The organism is Vibrio sp. CCUG 15886 (genome assembly GCF_028570825.1).
In the GTDB taxonomy this organism is placed as follows: Bacteria; Pseudomonadota; Gammaproteobacteria; order Enterobacterales; family Vibrionaceae; genus Vibrio; species Vibrio vulnificus_B.
Genome location: NZ_JAQQBT010000002.1, coordinates 351,630 through 367,523, shown reverse-complemented (window position 1 = coordinate 367,523; position 15,894 = coordinate 351,630). Strand labels below are relative to the sequence as shown.

The 15,894-nt window shown below is 47.9% G+C and carries 16 protein-coding genes; all 16 read right to left on the bottom strand.

Annotated features, from left to right (window positions below):
* Positions 1-16: 16 nt before the first annotated feature.
* Positions 17-1,087 carry a chemotaxis protein CheW gene (locus PQQ36_RS08435; protein ID WP_273660727.1) on the bottom strand — a complete coding sequence of 357 codons (1,071 nt, stop codon included), beginning with the start codon at positions 1,085-1,087 and terminating at the stop codon, positions 17-19.
* On the bottom strand, positions 1,080-1,856 hold the full coding sequence (locus PQQ36_RS08430; protein WP_011079856.1) for a ParA family protein: 777 nt from the start codon (positions 1,854-1,856) through the stop codon (positions 1,080-1,082). The genes PQQ36_RS08435 and PQQ36_RS08430 overlap by 8 nt, the downstream gene beginning before the upstream one ends.
* A gap of 8 nt (positions 1,857-1,864) precedes the next feature.
* On the bottom strand, positions 1,865-2,995 hold the full coding sequence (locus PQQ36_RS08425) for a protein-glutamate methylesterase/protein-glutamine glutaminase (RefSeq protein ID WP_011150906.1): 1,131 nt from the start codon (positions 2,993-2,995) through the stop codon (positions 1,865-1,867).
* Between the two features lie 30 nt (positions 2,996-3,025).
* A complete protein-coding gene (locus tag PQQ36_RS08420; protein ID WP_011150907.1) occupies positions 3,026-5,251 on the bottom strand; it encodes a chemotaxis protein CheA in 2,226 nt (741 codons plus the stop codon).
* A 9-nt stretch (positions 5,252-5,260) separates the two neighbouring features.
* Entirely contained in the window at positions 5,261-6,001 is a 741-nt protein-coding gene (locus tag PQQ36_RS08415; protein ID WP_011079853.1) for a protein phosphatase CheZ, read from the bottom strand.
* A gap of 121 nt (positions 6,002-6,122) precedes the next feature.
* Positions 6,123-6,491: a chemotaxis response regulator CheY gene (gene cheY, locus PQQ36_RS08410; protein WP_017052487.1), complete on the bottom strand. Its 369-nt coding sequence runs from the start codon at positions 6,489-6,491 to the stop codon at positions 6,123-6,125.
* Positions 6,492-6,535: 44 nt separating this feature from the next.
* Positions 6,536-7,270: an RNA polymerase sigma factor FliA gene (locus tag PQQ36_RS08405; protein WP_011079851.1), complete on the bottom strand. Its 735-nt coding sequence runs from the start codon at positions 7,268-7,270 to the stop codon at positions 6,536-6,538.
* Positions 7,263-8,150 carry a MinD/ParA family protein gene (locus tag PQQ36_RS08400; protein ID WP_011079850.1) on the bottom strand — a complete coding sequence of 296 codons (888 nt, stop codon included), beginning with the start codon at positions 8,148-8,150 and terminating at the stop codon, positions 7,263-7,265. The genes PQQ36_RS08405 and PQQ36_RS08400 overlap by 8 nt, the downstream gene beginning before the upstream one ends.
* A 13-nt stretch (positions 8,151-8,163) precedes the next feature.
* Positions 8,164-9,657 carry a flagellar biosynthesis protein FlhF gene (flhF, locus tag PQQ36_RS08395; protein WP_011079849.1) on the bottom strand — a complete coding sequence of 498 codons (1,494 nt, stop codon included), beginning with the start codon at positions 9,655-9,657 and terminating at the stop codon, positions 8,164-8,166.
* A gap of 49 nt (positions 9,658-9,706) precedes the next feature.
* Positions 9,707-11,809 (bottom strand): flagellar biosynthesis protein FlhA, encoded by a 2,103-nt coding sequence (gene flhA, locus PQQ36_RS08390; RefSeq protein WP_011079848.1) that lies wholly within the window; start codon positions 11,807-11,809, stop codon positions 9,707-9,709.
* A 160-nt stretch (positions 11,810-11,969) separates the two neighbouring features.
* On the bottom strand, positions 11,970-13,100 hold the full coding sequence (flhB, locus tag PQQ36_RS08385; RefSeq protein WP_011079847.1) for a flagellar biosynthesis protein FlhB: 1,131 nt from the start codon (positions 13,098-13,100) through the stop codon (positions 11,970-11,972).
* Positions 13,101-13,109: 9 nt separating this feature from the next.
* A complete protein-coding gene (fliR, locus tag PQQ36_RS08380; protein ID WP_011150913.1) occupies positions 13,110-13,892 on the bottom strand; it encodes a flagellar biosynthetic protein FliR in 783 nt (260 codons plus the stop codon).
* Between the two features lie 12 nt (positions 13,893-13,904).
* Positions 13,905-14,174: a flagellar biosynthesis protein FliQ gene (fliQ, locus tag PQQ36_RS08375; RefSeq protein ID WP_011079845.1), complete on the bottom strand. Its 270-nt coding sequence runs from the start codon at positions 14,172-14,174 to the stop codon at positions 13,905-13,907.
* 15 nt (positions 14,175-14,189) lie between these two features.
* Complete coding sequence (fliP, locus tag PQQ36_RS08370; protein WP_225470479.1) at positions 14,190-15,059, bottom strand: flagellar type III secretion system pore protein FliP; 870 nt, start codon at positions 15,057-15,059, stop codon at positions 14,190-14,192.
* The gene (fliO, locus tag PQQ36_RS08365; protein WP_225470478.1) at positions 15,049-15,471 is read right to left on the bottom strand and encodes a flagellar biosynthetic protein FliO; all 423 of its coding nucleotides are present in this window, start codon (positions 15,469-15,471) and stop codon (positions 15,049-15,051) included. Before fliO ends, fliP begins: the two co-directional genes overlap by 11 nt.
* Positions 15,471-15,881 carry a flagellar motor switch protein FliN gene (gene fliN, locus PQQ36_RS08360; RefSeq protein ID WP_011079842.1) on the bottom strand — a complete coding sequence of 137 codons (411 nt, stop codon included), beginning with the start codon at positions 15,879-15,881 and terminating at the stop codon, positions 15,471-15,473. The genes fliO and fliN overlap by 1 nt, the downstream gene beginning before the upstream one ends.
* Positions 15,882-15,894 lie beyond the last annotated feature (13 nt).

The window sequence follows — 15,894 nt, the reverse complement described above, 5'->3', positions numbered from 1 at the left end:
TGTCGTTCCCGACTTCTCAAAATTCTGAATTTAATGATTTTACATCCAGCCCGGCATTTAGCATGGAAATTAATGCGTCTACATGAATTAAAGCACACATTTTCTCTTTCACCATGCCAGCAAGCCAAGGACGCTTACCCGATTGCTCGCGCCAACGCACTTTTTCTGGATAAAGAAGCTCAGTGCCCAGCAACTTATTGCTGGCTAAACCCCACATACTATTACCTAGCATGACAATATATTGATAGTTCGATTTGTATTCTTCATCAGCCAGTTTGTCTGGCATGACCCAGCGTGCCGTATCAACCACATCCAGTTGCTGATCCCGATTGGTTTGCAAGCCTAGGTACCAACCCGGTCTGCCGATTAAGTGGTTCAACTGTGTCAGTTGATGGATGCCACCCAACTCATCCAACGGAACAGCAAAGGTGACGCTGTTGACGTCAAAATAGAGCACTTGGAAAGCGATATCTCGTTGAGTCGACGTCCAATCTTTCTGTTCACTAGCAGACGTTTGCGTTTCTAACTCAACCTGAACGTCTTCGGCGATTTGCTCTACTTCAGCCTCAATGGTTTCAACTTCAGGTTCGATCTCGACAGGCGCAATTTCTGGCTCCTCGACATCGACTTGCCAATCCTGAATCTCTTCAACCACCTCGGTTTCTACTGTCCAATCTTGGATTTCCTCTTCCAAGATGGCGACAGGTTCTTCTTCGATGACAGCGACGTCTTCGGCAACCTGACTGGCTTCTTGCTGAAGCTCAGCGATGGACGCGGTGTTTTGCGCCAAAATATCGTCGAGACCCAATTCGTCAACGACATTGGTTGACTCAAGTTGACTGAGTAAGCGTTCAACATCTTCCAGATTCGGGGCTTCAAATTCTTTTAGCTCTGTTTCGGCATAACTATAAGACTCTGGCTCTGAATACTTGATTTGCAGTTCTGGTTCGTAAGATGCCCCTGACCAATCGGCAGTCTGCTCATCCTCTTCAACAATAAGCTCCAGCTCTTGCTCTTCGTCTAAGAGTGCGCTGAAGTAATCATCTAACGCTTTTTCACTGGATAACACCGCTTCTTTGCTACTCATCAATCGCTAACCTCTCTAAGTAAATCAGCAATTGTTTGTAGGCAAATACCCCGCGGCTCCCTTCTGCAAAATGCGAAGCGGGTAAACGTTTTAAGCTCGCGTCTCTGAACTTGGTGTCAATTGGCACCGCCGATGTCCAAACTTGATTTGGGTAATCTTTCTTAAGCTGCGTTAACGTTTGTAACGACGCCTTGGTGCGTTTGTCGTACATCGTTGGCACAATGGTGACTTTAAAGGGATCTCGACGCGATTTTTGCATAATCGCGAGCGTACGAATCATTCGCTCTAAGCCTTTCATGGCTAAGAATTCCGTTTGAACTGGAATTAAGATTCGGTCACTGGCCGCCAGAGCATTGACCATCATGACGCCAAGAATTGGCGGACAATCAATCAGCACATAGTCATAATCTTTGGACAACGCGATTAACGCACGCTTTAAGATTAAGCCCATTCCACTGCGGTTGCCCATCACTCGGTCTAAGGTCGCCAAAGACATGTGCGCGGGTATGATATCGATCCCTTCTACATCTGTTTTCAACAACAACGGTTTAACCGCTTCACGCGTAAACTCTTTAAGTTGAAAAAGATCAAATAGGCTGCTGGTGACCGCATCGGGGTCGAAGCCTAAATAGGTCGTTAGTGATGCGTGTGGATCGGTGTCAACCAAAAGAACACGATGGCCTTTTTTGCTCAGTAGCCCAGCTAGAGTGACGGTGGTGGTGGTTTTACCAACACCACCTTTTTGATTTGCAACACTCCAAACTATCATATCTGTCCTTATGCTAGTCCCACTTCAACTAGCATACGTTCGGCGATACGTTCCAAAGGCAGGTCTTCAGTTGACAATCCTGCTTTGGCCACAGCCTGTGGCATGCCATAAACAACACAGCTATCTTCATCCTGAGCCCAGATAGTCGCTCCTGCCGATTTCAGCATTCGCGCACCTTCACGGCCATCCGCACCCATCCCGGTCAACACCATAGAGAGAACTTTGTCGGCGTAAATTTTCGCTGCAGATCCAAAAGTGACGTCCACGCAAGGCTTATAGTTCATGCGTTCACCACCATCGATAATGCGCAATCTTGCTGCACCAGGGCGGCCATCTATCATCATCTGCTTGCCACCTGGCGCCAAATAAGCGACGCCCGCTTGTAGCACGTCGCCATCTTCCGCTTCTTTCACTTGAATCTTACACAGTGAATTTAGGCGGCTAGCAAAAGCGGCTGTAAATGTCGCAGGCATGTGCTGGATAAGTACAATGGGATGAGGGTAATTTGCTGGTAGCTTGGTCAGAATTTTCTGCAATGCGACAGGCCCACCAGTTGAGGTACCAATCGCAGTCAGCTGGTATTTTTTTCCTGAAGCTCTGAATTTAGCCGCCACAGGTGCACGAGAAACGGGAGCTTGAGCCGACGCTTCACGGCGTAACCCTGTCGTAGGGCGATTTAACGTACTTTGAGGCCTTTCTTGAACTGGCGTAGAAGAGGCCACGGGACGACGCATAAATGCACGCTTTGAAGCAATCTGAATGACGCGCTGTTGCAGTAGCGAAACGGCTTCATCTCGGTTACGAGCAATATCTTCAAATTTCTTCGGTAAGAAATCCAAAGCACCGGCATCCAATGCATCTAGCGTTGCTTTTGCACCATCATGAGTAAGCGAAGAAAACATCAAAATAGGCGTCGGTACCGACGCCATGATTTCACGAACAGCTGAAATGCCGTCCATGACAGGCATTTCAATGTCCATAGTGATGACGTCCGGCTTGAGGCGTTTGGCTTTTTCAACCGCCTCTTTACCATTTACCGCCACATCAATCACTTCTAGGCGCGATTCTGCATTGATGATCTCACTCACCCGACGTCGGAAAAAACTGGAGTCATCAACTACTAATACTTTTATCGCCATTTGAATCCTTATTGTAATACTAAGCCCTGATTACAGACGCGATGCCGCTGCGTACTGTTTTAGCAAATCAGGAACATCCAGAATCAGAGCAATATGCCCATCACTGGTGATCGTTGCACCCGCCATGCCCGGTGTACCTTGCAGTAAGTTGTCTAATGGCTTGATAACCACTTCTTCTTGACCAATCAAGGTATCCACAACAAAACCGACGCGTTGACTGCCGATTTGTACGATAACGACGTGACCATGTCCTTTGCGCAGTTGCGCTTTACCAGACTTCGGTGCGAGCCAGTTTTGTAGATAGAACAGCGGAATCGCTTTTTCACGTACGATGATGGTTAACTGACCATCAACAACGTTGGTACGGCTAAGATCTAAATGGAAGATTTCATTTACAGAAGCCAATGGCAACGCAAACGGATGGCCAGCCACACCAACCATAAGTGTTGGTAGAATCGCCAAGGTCAACGGAACTTTGATGGTAATCTTAGTTCCTTTGCCCAACTCTGAATCGATATCAATCGAACCATTTAGGGTATTGATCGCGGTTTTCACCACGTCCATACCTACACCACGTCCAGAAATGTCTGAAATTTTCTCTTTACTGGAGAATCCTGGTGCAAAGATCAAGTTGAAACATTCTTTGTCAGATAAACGGCCAGCAGCATCTTCATCCATCATGCCGCGTTTCACTGCGATGCCACGAAGTTTATCTGGGTCCATACCGCCGCCATCATCGATGATCGCGAGTTCGATATGATCACCCTCTTGAGATGCAGAGAGTATCACTTTACCCGTGCGAGACTTACCTGCTTTTGCACGGTCATCAGGCATCTCAATACCATGGTCAACCGAGTTACGCACCAAGTGGATCAAAGGATCCGCAAGCGCCTCAACAAGGTTTTTATCGAGATCCGTTTCTTCACCGCGCATTTCCAGCACGATGTCTTTTTGTAGGTTACGCGCCAAGTCACGAACAACGCGAGGGAAACGGCCAAAAACTTTCTTAATGGGCTGCATACGCGTTTTCATTACTGCGCCTTGCAGGTCCGCGGTCACCACATCTAGGTTAGCTACCGCTTTCGCCATCTCTTCATCGTTACTATTCAGACCGAGACTCAAAAGACGATTTCGAACCAGTACAAGCTCACCAACCATGTTCATGATGGTGTCCAGCGTCGACGTATCAACACGTACCGTCGCTTCTGCCTGTGGTTTCTTCGCTGCTTGTTGCGCCGCTGGGGCTTTCGCTTCTTGCACCGCCGGCGCTTTTACTTCTGCGCGAGCTGGTGCAGGCGCCGCCGCTGGCTTCGGCGCAACTGGTGCTGCTGGTTTAGCTGGCTCTGGCGCAGGAGCGACATTTGCTGATGCAGGCTTGGTTGCGAAATCCAACTCCTCAAGGGTGGGACCTTTACCTGAACCATGCAGCTCGTCTAATAGCTTTTCGAACTCTTCGTCGGTCATCAAGTCGCTATCACCAGCACTTGGTGCTTTTGCCGCTGGTTTAGCTGGCTCTGGTGGTGGCGTTGCTTGGAAGTCAGACGCCGATGGGCTTTTGCCCGCACCGTGTAATTCGTCTAACAGTTTTTCAAATTCGTCGTCCGTGATGTCACCGCTATCTACCGATGCGCTCACTGATGGTGGCGTAGGTGCTGCTGGCGCAGCTGCTTTTGCGCTGGGTGCGGCCCCTTTGCCATGCAGCTCATCAAGCAGTTTTTCAAACTCATCTTGAGTGATTTCATCCACTGAAGAAATCGCGGAGCTGGCTGGCGCAGGCGCTTCGACAACAGGTTCTGGAATAATTTCAGGTTCAGGCTCTGCTACAACGACTTCTTCTGCGACAGGTGCAGCCACTTCATCTTCCGATTCAGGGCGACACAAACGATGCAGCTCGTCGAGCAATTCAGGATCCGCAGCTTCGAGAGGCTCTCGATCTTGAACCGCTTTAAACTGATGGTTTACCGTGTCTAAGGAACGCAGCATTGTATCCATTAGGCTTGGAGAAACGGAACGTTGGCCATTGCGCAATACGTCGAACACGTTTTCCGCACCATGACAAGTTTCAACCAACTCGGTGAGCGACAAAAATCCAGCGCCACCTTTAACGGTATGGAATCCACGGAAAATAGCATTGAGAAGATCCCTGTCTTCTGGGTTATTTTCCAATTCTACTAACTGCTCAGAAAGCAGTTCCAGAATTTCCCCGGCTTCTATTAGGAAGTCCTGAAGGATATCTTCGTCTAAATCGTAGCTCATACGTTACCTTTAAAATCCAAGACTGGATAACAAATCATCGACTTCATCCTGCGATGCAACTGCGTCTTCACGCAACTCGGGGTGCAAAATCGGACCCTCTGGCTCGCTGCCACTTTTTTCTTTTTCGGCAAGATTCTGTGTTTCTTGAGTTTTGTCCTTCGGCGGTTTATTTCCAGCAAACACCGTTAGGATATCGACCAATCGCCCTTCCACTTCGTTTACGAGTGTGATGACACGACGGATAATCTGCCCAGTTAAGTCTTGGAAATCTTGTGCCATCAAAATTTCTGTTAACTGGCCGCGTAATTCTGTGCTATCGCCTTCGACTTGAACTAAAAGATCTTCGATACGATGGCAAAGGGCCTTGAACTCACTCAATTCGATGCGACCGTGCATCAGTTCATTCCACTGAGGACGGACTTGTAGCAAGCATTCGTGAAGATTATCGGCTATTGGGAGACAGAGCTCGACAGCATCCATGGTCTTGTTTGCTGCGAGTTCGGTTTTTTCGATGACATATTGAAGGCGATCCCTTGCATCTGGGATTTCATCGTTTGTAATTTCTGTCATCCGTTGATCTAAGCTGAAATTCTTCAGGGAAGTGTGCAGATCTCGAGTAAGCGAACCAATCTCTTGCAGCATTGGATTGCCTTTTTCCTCATAGATTGACGCAACCAGCTCATCGGCGGCTGCCTGCTCTCCCTGTTCCAGTAATTCAACTAGAGACTTTGCTTGCTCTAATGAGATCATTCTGAATAGACCCTTTTCGTTTATGCTTCGGAAGCATGCTGCGTTTATGAGCTGCCAATATAATGGTTGGCATTGCATGAATGCTTATAGCAGCTCTGACGAAGTAATCTTCAAACGAGGTTTATAAACGTTCAAAAATTTTATCTAGTTTTTCTTTCAGGGTTGCTGCGGTGAATGGCTTAACAATGTAACCATTAACGCCTGCTTGAGCCGCTTCGATGATCTGCTCACGCTTCGCTTCTGCGGTGATCATCAGCACTGGTAGATGCTTCAGTTCAGCGTCTGCACGAATATTTTTCAGCAGATCGATACCCTGCATGCCAGGCATATTCCAATCCGTAACGACGAAATCGAAATCACCTTTTTTCAGCATAGGTAACGCTGTCAGACCATCATCAGCTTCTTGAGTGTTATTGAAACCCAAATCACGAAGCAGGTTCTTTACAATACGGCGCATTGTTGAGAAATCGTCAACAATAAGGATCTTCATGTTTTTATTCAAAATTGCCTCCACTGAATGTCAAAATCAGTGTTTTAATCATTTTGTGTCCAAGCACTAAGCTTAGTGCGCAAACGTTGCATTGACTGGCTCAATATCTGACTGACGCGAGACTCGCTAACACTCAGAATTTCCCCAATTTCTTTTAAGTTTAGCTCTTCATCATAATAGAGCGAAAGTACCAAAGCTTCACGTTCTGGTAATTGTTTTATTGATTCAACCAGCGCTTTTCTGAAATATTCATCAGCAACGCCCTTAAACGGGGTATTGTTTTCTGAATCTTCCACCGAGGTGATCACATCATCCGACACACCAAGATCTTCAATACCAATCAAGCGAGAACAATTGATATCTGTCAAAGCACCGTGATACTGCTCTAAAGACAATCCCATGTGCTTTGCTACTTCGGCATCAGTAGGATCTCGGTTTAGCAATCCCTCGAGTTCGGCTATCGCTTGGCTAATCTCTCGATTGCTTTTGTGTACCGAACGAGGCACCCAATCACCACGCCTGATATCATCAAGCATAGCACCACGGATACGAATGCCAGCATAAGTTTCAAAACTTGCGCCTTTTGAGGCGTCATAATTTTGTTGAGCTTCTATCAGGCCAATCATACCCGCTTGGATCAGATCCTCGACCTGAACACTAGGAGGCAATCGCCCTAACAAATGGTGAGCAATGCGTTTGACCAGCACAGAATACCTTTCTATGAACAGTTTTTGACTGTTCACATTTGCATGCTGGTCATAAGTGAGCGCTTTATTCACCAAAAGGTTCCTCTATAAATGCATTACGTGTCAGCAATCGTTCGACAAAGAATTCCAAATGACCACTTGGGCTCTTTGGAATTGGCCAGGTCAGCGCTTTATTTGCTAACGAACTGATGGCCAAGGCGGCTGGAGAACGCGGGAAAGCGTCCACAACAATTTTTTGTTTTTTAACCGCTTGTCGAACTTTATCATCTAACGGAATACATGCTACGAGTTCGAGGCTCACATTCAAGAATCGCTCTGTGACCAACGTCAATTTTGCAAACAATTCTCGACCTTCTCGGTAGCTTCTGACCATATTTGCAACAATCTTGAAGCGTTGAACCTGATGCTCTTTACTCAATAGCTTAATTAAAGCATATGCATCGGTAATTGAGGTAGGTTCATCACACACTACGACAATCACATCCTGAGCTGCACGTGAAAAACTGATTACCATATCAGAAATGCCGGCTGCTGTATCTATCAGCAACACATCCATATCGTCTTCTAGGCTACCAAAAGCACGAATCAGACCCACATGTTGTGCATGTGAAAGCTCTGTCATACTCTGTGTTCCAGAAGTGGCTGGTATTATTTTAATACCATATGGTCCTTCAACAATAGCATCTTTTAGCTCACATTCACCTGCTAATACATGTCCTAAGTTACGTTTTGAACGAATTCCGAGCATAACGTCGACATTAGCCAGACCTAGGTCAGCATCCAGTACCATTACTTTCTTACCTTGGCGAGCCATCGCAATGGCCAAACCTAGGGTCACATTTGATTTACCCACGCCACCTTTACCGCCAGTAACTGCAATCACTTTGGTCAATGATGGTTGTGTTAAGCGACGGAGGCCGCTAGCTTGATCGTGTATCATATTCTCAGTCATAGTAGTCCGCCGCCTAGAATCCTTCGTTGTCACTGTTCCAGTAGTGAGGTTCATTCTCTGTCGACTTCTCAAGCAGTTCATTCGCTTTCGCGATCAAATATTTTGGTTGTGCTATCACGATATCTTCGGGAACTCGCTGCCCATTAGCGATATACGCCACAGGTAACGCGTTTTGAATCACAACACTGACAAATTCGCCCAAACTGAGTGACTCATCCAGTTTGGTCAGGATACAACCTGAAAGTGGAATTCTTCGAAAATGATCAATGGTCTCTTGCAGCACTCGTCTTTGAGCTGTAGCGGGAAGTACCAGATAGCTGTGTATTACTTCCCCACTCTCTTGCATGAGCGTATCGAGCTGCTCCGATAAACGTACATCGCGCTGCCCCATACCTGCGGTATCAACTAAAATCAGTTTTCTGTTTCTAAGCTGATAGATTACATCGGCTAACTCACTAGAATCTTTAGCAACTTTTACAGGACATCCCATAATTCTGCCGTAGATCGAAAGCTGTTCGTGAGCGCCAATACGGTAGGTGTCTGTGGTGACAAGCGCGACATTATTCGCGCCATACTCCATAGCCGCTCTCGCTGCCAATTTTGCGATGGTGGTGGTTTTGCCAACACCCGTTGGCCCTAACAATGCCACAACCCCACCACGCTTTAGAATATCTTGCTTGGTGACATTAATTTGGTCTGAGACCAAAGCGAGCAAAGCCTTCCATGCACGGGCAGGCTTGGTATCTTCTGGAATGTAACACGCCATCTGATCCGCCAATTCAGGCGACACCCCCATACGCTCGAGACGTTTGATAAGCATGGCGCGCAGCGGTTCTCTTCTTTCCACTTCCTGCCACAATAAACCCGATACCTGATGCTCAAGCAAACGACGAATCGATGTCATCTCTTCGCGCATGTTCTCTAGCTCGTTAGAACCTTCTTCCTGCTCAGTTTGAGGCTTACGGCGGTCGTAACGCGTTGGGTCAAGACGAGGCTCAGGGCGTGGAATACGACGGTCTTCCGCAATCAGCTTCGCCAAAGGCGAGTTTTCGCGAATACGGACATTGCCATTTTGCTCTTCACGATGCTTATTTTGTCTTTCCAGCAATGAGTTCAGAGAGTCGGCCGATTCATCTCGGTAGCTGCTCTCTTCGCTTGTATTGCTGTACTGCTTAAGCATGTTGGCAAAGCGTTTGGTCATGGATCCGCCATTGGTCTTCTCGCTCTGCAAACTGACGCGATCGTCTTGAAGATCGCGAGTCGCTTTACGTGCGGGAGGCGCAGTGTATTGCCCTGCTGTCGACGGGGTTGCTGTCGCTTGTCGGCGACTTAAATTAGGCATGCTGCCAAAAGTGGAGGATTGATTGTCACCATCAATCGCAGCGACGATTTCAACGCCACCGGCCACTTTTTTATTCGACATGATGACAGCATCAACGCCAAGTTCTTCTTTTACTTGGAGTAATGCAGTTCGCATGTCTTTGGCAAAAAATCGTTTTATTTTCAAACCATTCGTCCATTAAACAGGGCTTAACCATCAGTTATTAATTAATAGATCAGTTACCCACAGCCTGTACAATTCGAATTTGTTTTTCGTCAGGAATTTCCTGATACGAAAGCACTCTGAGGTTAGGAATCGTGTTCTTAACAAATTTCGCCAGAGTGGACCGCAGCACGCCGGAGGTGAGTAAGACTGCTGGTTCGCCTTTGAGCTCTTGCTCCTGAGTCGCCATCATCAACGATGATTGCAATCTTTCAGCCAAACCGGGTTCGATGCCCGCAGACTCACCACCTGACGCTTGCATGGTCTGATGCAATATTTGTTCCAGCTCTGGAATCAGGGTAATAACTGGCAACTCAGGCTCTATTCCATTGATTTCCTGAACGATTAGTCTCTTCAATGAAATACGTACCGCCGCTGTCAGGATGTCGGGTTCTTGACTCTTTGAGGAATATTCAGCCAAGGTTTGTACAATCGTACGAATGTCACGAATTGGAATCGCTTCATTAAGTAGGTTTTGCAACACTTTCACCACAGAGCCCAACGAGAGCTGATCAGGGACAAAATTCTCGACCAGTTTCGGTGCACTTCGGCCCAGCATTTCCAGCAAGTTCTGTACTTCTTCATGGCCTAAGAGCTGAGAGGCATTGTTAGTTAGAAGCTGGCTCATGTGCGTGGCCAGTACGGTAGAAGAGTCCACCACGGTGTAGCCCAATGCTTGAGCGTGTTCTCTTTGGTCTGGTCGAATCCACACCGCTTCCAGTCCAAAGGCTGGGTCGATAGTCGGTTCACCATCGATCATGCCATACACTTGACCTGGGTTAATGGCCAGTTCTTGATCAGGGCGAATTTCAGCTTCACCCACTGCCACGCCCATCAAGGTGATTCGATAACTGTTCGGAGTGAGTTCTAAATTGTCACGAATGTGCACTGGCGGGATCAGGAAGCCAAAATCTTGCGAGAGCTTCTTACGAACCCCTTTCACACGCTCAAGCAGTTCGCCACCTTGGTCTCTATCTACCAATGGGATCAAGCGATAACCTACTTCCAAACCAATGATGTCGACCGGCTGTACGTCATCCCATGAGAGTTCACGTACAGAGGGAGCATTGCTGCTGTCTGCCACCACGGGCACTTTCGGTTCTTTGGCCTTTTGCTTCTGCTTCTTATCAATAAAGTAAGCACCCGCTCCGGCGATCGCCGCTAGCGTCAGGAAAGCAAAATGAGGCATACCGGGTACAATCCCCATGATGCCTAGAATCGCCGCGGTGATCGTCAGTGCTTTTGGATTATCAAACATTTGGAAGAGCATCTGCTCACCCATGTCTTCATCGGTATTCTGACGAGTCACCATCATCGCCGCTGCGATAGAAAGTAACAGGGATGGGATCTGCGCCACCAGACCATCACCAATGGTTAGCAATGTATAGATTTTGATGGCGTCGGAGAAACCGAGATCATACTGCGCCATACCAATGCTCAAACCACCAATGATGTTGATGAACAAGATCAAAATACCGGCGATGGCGTCACCTTTAACGAACTTCGATGCACCATCCATCGAGCCGTAGAAATCGGCTTCTTTGGTCACTTCAAAACGGCGTAAGCGCGCTTGTTCTTGGTCTATCAAACCCGCGTTCAAATCGGCATCGATCGCCATCTGCTTACCAGGCAAAGCGTCCAAGGTGAAGCGAGCACTTACCTCGGAAATACGGCCCGCACCCTTGGTGACAACCATAAAGTTAATGATCATTAAGATCAGGAACACCACAAGACCAACGGCGTAGTTACCGCCGATCACCACGTTACCGAACGCTTCGATAACGTTACCCGCTGCGTCTCCCCCTTCGTGACCCTTCAGGAGAACCACACGCGTTGAAGCAACGTTCAAGGCCAATCTCAGCAAGGTCGCAATCAGTAGAACGGTAGGAAAGGCAGCGAAGTCGAGTGGTCTTCGGGTATAAACCGTGACCAATAGCACCACCATGGCTAAGGCGATGTTAAAGGTAAAGAACATATCCAGTAGAAACGGAGGAATTGGCAATACCACCATGGCCAAGGTGGCCAACACCATAATCGGCGCGCCAATGGCTGGTACTGAACGTTGGGGGATTTTAGGCAACTTATCTGCAAACGGCAGAGTAAATTTCTTAGCCATTACTTCGTCTCAATGGATAGCTTTAAGTTATTGATATGGAAGACAACGACTGTCGTCATCTGTATTTATCATCCGAATTAAGTGCTAGCTAGCAATCTCTATACCAGCTCATGCGCCAAAATAATGACAAGAGACTTAAGAACAAAAGAATCGCCGACTATCAATGTCTGAGATCGGGTGGAATCGGCAGATCATAGTCTTGCAGTTTCGGCCGATGGCCGCCCCGTTTCCGGTACTGTTTCAACTGGAACACGTAAGCCAGTATTTGTGCAACCGCGGTAAATAGACCATCAGGGATCTGCTGTTCAAGCTCGGTGGAATAATAGAGCGCACGCGCCAATGGCGGCGCTGGCACAATAGAAATATCGTGCTCGCGCGCCACTTCACGTATTTTCATCGCCATGTGATCCGTCCCTTTCGCCACTACCACTGGCGCTCTGTCGCTGTTCTGCTTATAACGCAGTGCAACAGAAAAGTGCTCCGGGTTGGTCACTATCACATCCGCGGTCGGAACGTCCGCCATCATACGTCGCTGAGCGGCTTCGCGTTGCAACATACGGATACGGCCTTTCACCTCAGGTTTACCTTCGGTGTCTTTGTATTCGTCTTTCACTTCTTGCTTGGTCATTTTCAGTTGGTCAGCGTGTTGCCAAATCTGAAAAGGAATGTCGATCGCCACCACAATCAACAACGAGCAACTGATCAGCAAAACGAAGTTCAGCAGTATGTCCAAAGCGTGGAAAATATTCTGCGGATAGACATCCAAACTGAGTTGGATTAAGTCTTCCTGTGAAGCTTGAATTAGGTAGATCGCTACGCCCGTCACCAAAGCGACTTTCAAAATTGATTTGATGAGCTCAACCCAACTTTGCAAGCCAAACATACGTTTGATGCCGCTCAGTGGGTTCATTTTCGATAATTTTGGCGTCGCCGCTTCCACGGAAAAACTGATGCCACCAACGCCGGCGGAACCAATTGCAGCAGCGACAAAGAGCGCAAACAAGATAAGCAGCAGAGGAAGGAGCAAAGCGCTTAATGCGCCACTGGCAATATCAAACAGCTTACTGGGGTCAAAAATTTCTTCACGAGAGAGGCTAAACAAACGTCCCATCGCTTTGAACAACGCCCTTGCGAGGCTTTCGCCAAACCACATCAGGGAAACGGCACCAATCACCAATACAGACACAGAAGCCAGCTCTTTTGAGCGGGCAACTTGGCCTTTTTCCCGTGCTTGTTGTAACCGTCGGGGCGTGGCTTCTTCGGTACGTTCTTGACCGTCTGACTCTGCCAAACCAGCCTCCTAGCAATTCAAACGAATAAATCGGCAAACCTGCTGTTCGCCTTGCAACCAGTACAGCTCATAGTGACTGTATAAGCCAGCCAAGATGTACCAACAAATCAGTAACCCCACCAACAAGGCGAAAGCAAAACCGAGGGAGAAAATATTCAACTGCGGTGCGGCTCGGGTCATCACACCAAAGGAGAGGTTGATCGTCAGCAACGCAATGATGCCCGAGAGTGACATACTCAGCGCGGTTTTGAACATGATGCCCAGCCACAGTGCCAGCTCACGAAAATCAACCGCATTCAATGAACCACTACCTATGGGCAAGGTTTTGAAGCTAAACAGCACCAATTGCAGCATTTTCAAGTGACCATCGGTGGCGAGGAAAAACATGGTCGACAAGAACATAAACAACTGACCAAGCAACGGCGTGTTTTGACCATTGGCCGGGTCCACCATGGATGCGAAACCCAAACTCGATTGCATACCCAAAATCTGACCCAACAGGACAAAGGTTTGGATGATAAATTGCGTGACCATCCCCATTGCTACACCAATAACAATTTGCTCAAAGGTGGTCAAAAAGCCTTGAAATGAGAGCAGTTGGAGATCTTCTGGCACCGCCGGAATCGCTGGCATTAAGGCCAAGGTGATGGCAAGGCTAAGGTAGAGACGAATTCGAGGAGAAACAAAACGCGCACCCGTCACCGTCATCACCATCAGCATGGATGAGATACGGGTGAAAGGCCAAAAATAGTTGGCTATCCAGTCCAGAATAATGGTGGTTGGATATTCCATCGCTCCTCCCGCCTAGTACAGAACTTGCGGAAAACGTTCCACTAGCGCGAAAAAGTACTCCATCAACATCTGTGTCATCCAATGGCCAAAGAGCATTAGTGCTAATAAAGTCACAATCAGACGTGGCAAAAAGCTCAGGGTTTGTTCGTTGATCGAGGTCGCCGCCTGAAAGATGGCCACAATCAAACCCACCAACAAACTGGGAATAATGATGGCACACACCATGATGAGAACCATCCACAGTGCTTCACGAAACAGCTCAACAAAAACTTCAGGTGTCATTGCGTCTCCTTACCGCTACAAAGCAAAACTGCCTGCGAGAGTGGAAAGGATTAGGTTCCAGCCATCGACTAACACGAACAACATCAGCTTAAACGGCAGCGAGACGATCATCGGTGACAACATCATCATACCCATCGCCATCAATACCGAAGCCACCACAAGGTCAATGATAAGGAACGGCAAAAACAGCATGAATCCGATTTGGAATGCGGTTTTCAGCTCAGAGGTGATGAACGCGGGAATCAACACCGCCATAGAAACGTCTTCGGGATTGGTGGCCTGCTCTCCTGACATATTGACGAATGTCTCGAGATCTTTCACGCGTGTTTGCTTGAGCATGAACGCTTTCATTGGCCCTTGTGCGGCATCAAACGCTTCGCGTGCGGTGAGCTGCTCATTCAGGTACGGTTGAACCGCTTGTTCATTCACTTCGTTAATCACGGGCGACATGATAAAAAAGGTTAAGAAGAGTGCAATACCAATAATGACCTGGTTTGACGGCGTTTGTTGCAGACCCATAGCCTGCCGCAAAATCGACATCACCACCACAATCCGGGTGAATGAGGTCATCAAAATCACCATTGCTGGCAAGAAGCCAAGCATGGTCATTAACGCTAAAATCTGCAACGTGACCGAGTAATCTTCACTGCCGTCAGGGTTAGTGGTCATGGTGAACGCTGGGATACCGCCTCCGCTACCCACACTCATAAATTCACTCTTACTGGTGTCACTCTGCATTTGTGAAACCGTCACGCTACCGCCCGGTGCAAGATTGGCTGGCAACGCGGTCTCTTCCGCTTGTGCCCAAGCCGAAAAGGATAATAGGGATGCCATCAGTAAGCTGAGTGATAGCCAAAACGTGGTCAGAAGTTGCTTATTGTTCATTCTTTTTCAGTAGCTGGCTAAATTGTTGTGCAAATCCCGTTTTAGCCAACTCCTCCTGTTTTAACGGATGCTCTAATTTTGCAATCAGCTGGATAGACTGACTGGTGATGCCCACTAAAAATTGTTCTTCCCCCGCCTGAACAACAGCGATGCGCTCTCGAGTCCCCACCGCAATTTGACTCACCACCTTTAGGCCGTGTTTCTGGCCGAATGCTGGCGTTTGGATGCGCTTCATCAGCCAAGCTAAAAAGAGAATAAAAGCGATAACGAGGAGAAGAGAAGCAAACGTGGTGGCAAGGTCAAGCTCCGGCGCTTGAGGCGCGGCCCAAACACGAGGAGCACTCGTCATGGCGACCAGTGCTCCTGTAAGACCAAATAAGCGATGGCGATAACGGCTTGGTCTCATAAGCATTAACGCAGTTTTTTGATACGTTCAGTTTGGCTGATTACGTCGGTGAGACGAATACCAAACTTATCGTTGACCACAACAACCTCTCCGTGGGCGATCAACGTGCCGTTGACCAATACGTCGAGCGACTCACCAGCCAGACGATCCAGTTCGACTACCGAACCTTGGTTAAGCTGAAGTAAGTTACGAATGCTGATTTGTGAGCGGCCCACTTCCATCGAAATCGTCACTGGAATATCCATAATGGTATCCAGTTTGCGGCGCTCATCGGCGGTGATCGGCGCAGAGGTATCTTTCAACTCTTCTAATGGCGCTGCCAATACTTCGTCAACATCAATTTCAGGCGCTGCGGGATCTTCACCCAAAGCTGCTGCCCATTCTGCCGCTAGCCTTTCATCTTCACTTGATGCCATTTTACTATCCTGT

Excerpts from the sequence above, each read along its gene's own strand:
- PQQ36_RS08435 (WP_273660727.1), bottom strand. The coding sequence starts at position 1,087 with ATGAGTAGCAAAGAAGCGGTGTTATCCAGTGAAAAAGCGTTAGATGAT.
- PQQ36_RS08430 (WP_011079856.1), bottom strand. The coding sequence starts at position 1,856 with ATGATAGTTTGGAGTGTTGCAAATCAAAAAGGTGGTGTTGGTAAAACC.
- PQQ36_RS08425 (WP_011150906.1), bottom strand. The coding sequence starts at position 2,995 with ATGGCGATAAAAGTATTAGTAGTTGATGACTCCAGTTTTTTCCGACGT.
- PQQ36_RS08420 (WP_011150907.1), bottom strand. The coding sequence starts at position 5,251 with ATGAGCTACGATTTAGACGAAGATATCCTTCAGGACTTCCTAATAGAA.
- PQQ36_RS08415 (WP_011079853.1), bottom strand. The coding sequence starts at position 6,001 with ATGATCTCATTAGAGCAAGCAAAGTCTCTAGTTGAATTACTGGAACAG.
- cheY (WP_017052487.1), bottom strand. The coding sequence starts at position 6,491 with ATGAAGATCCTTATTGTTGACGATTTCTCAACAATGCGCCGTATTGTA.
- PQQ36_RS08400 (WP_011079850.1), bottom strand. The coding sequence starts at position 8,150 with ATGACTGAGAATATGATACACGATCAAGCTAGCGGCCTCCGTCGCTTA.
- flhA (WP_011079848.1), bottom strand. The coding sequence starts at position 11,809 with ATGGCTAAGAAATTTACTCTGCCGTTTGCAGATAAGTTGCCTAAAATC.
- fliR (WP_011150913.1), bottom strand. The coding sequence starts at position 13,892 with ATGGAATATCCAACCACCATTATTCTGGACTGGATAGCCAACTATTTT.
- fliQ (WP_011079845.1), bottom strand. The coding sequence starts at position 14,174 with ATGACACCTGAAGTTTTTGTTGAGCTGTTTCGTGAAGCACTGTGGATG.
- fliP (WP_225470479.1), bottom strand. The coding sequence starts at position 15,059 with ATGAACAATAAGCAACTTCTGACCACGTTTTGGCTATCACTCAGCTTA.
- fliO (WP_225470478.1), bottom strand. The coding sequence starts at position 15,471 with ATGCTTATGAGACCAAGCCGTTATCGCCATCGCTTATTTGGTCTTACA.
- fliN (WP_011079842.1), bottom strand. The coding sequence starts at position 15,881 with ATGGCATCAAGTGAAGATGAAAGGCTAGCGGCAGAATGGGCAGCAGCT.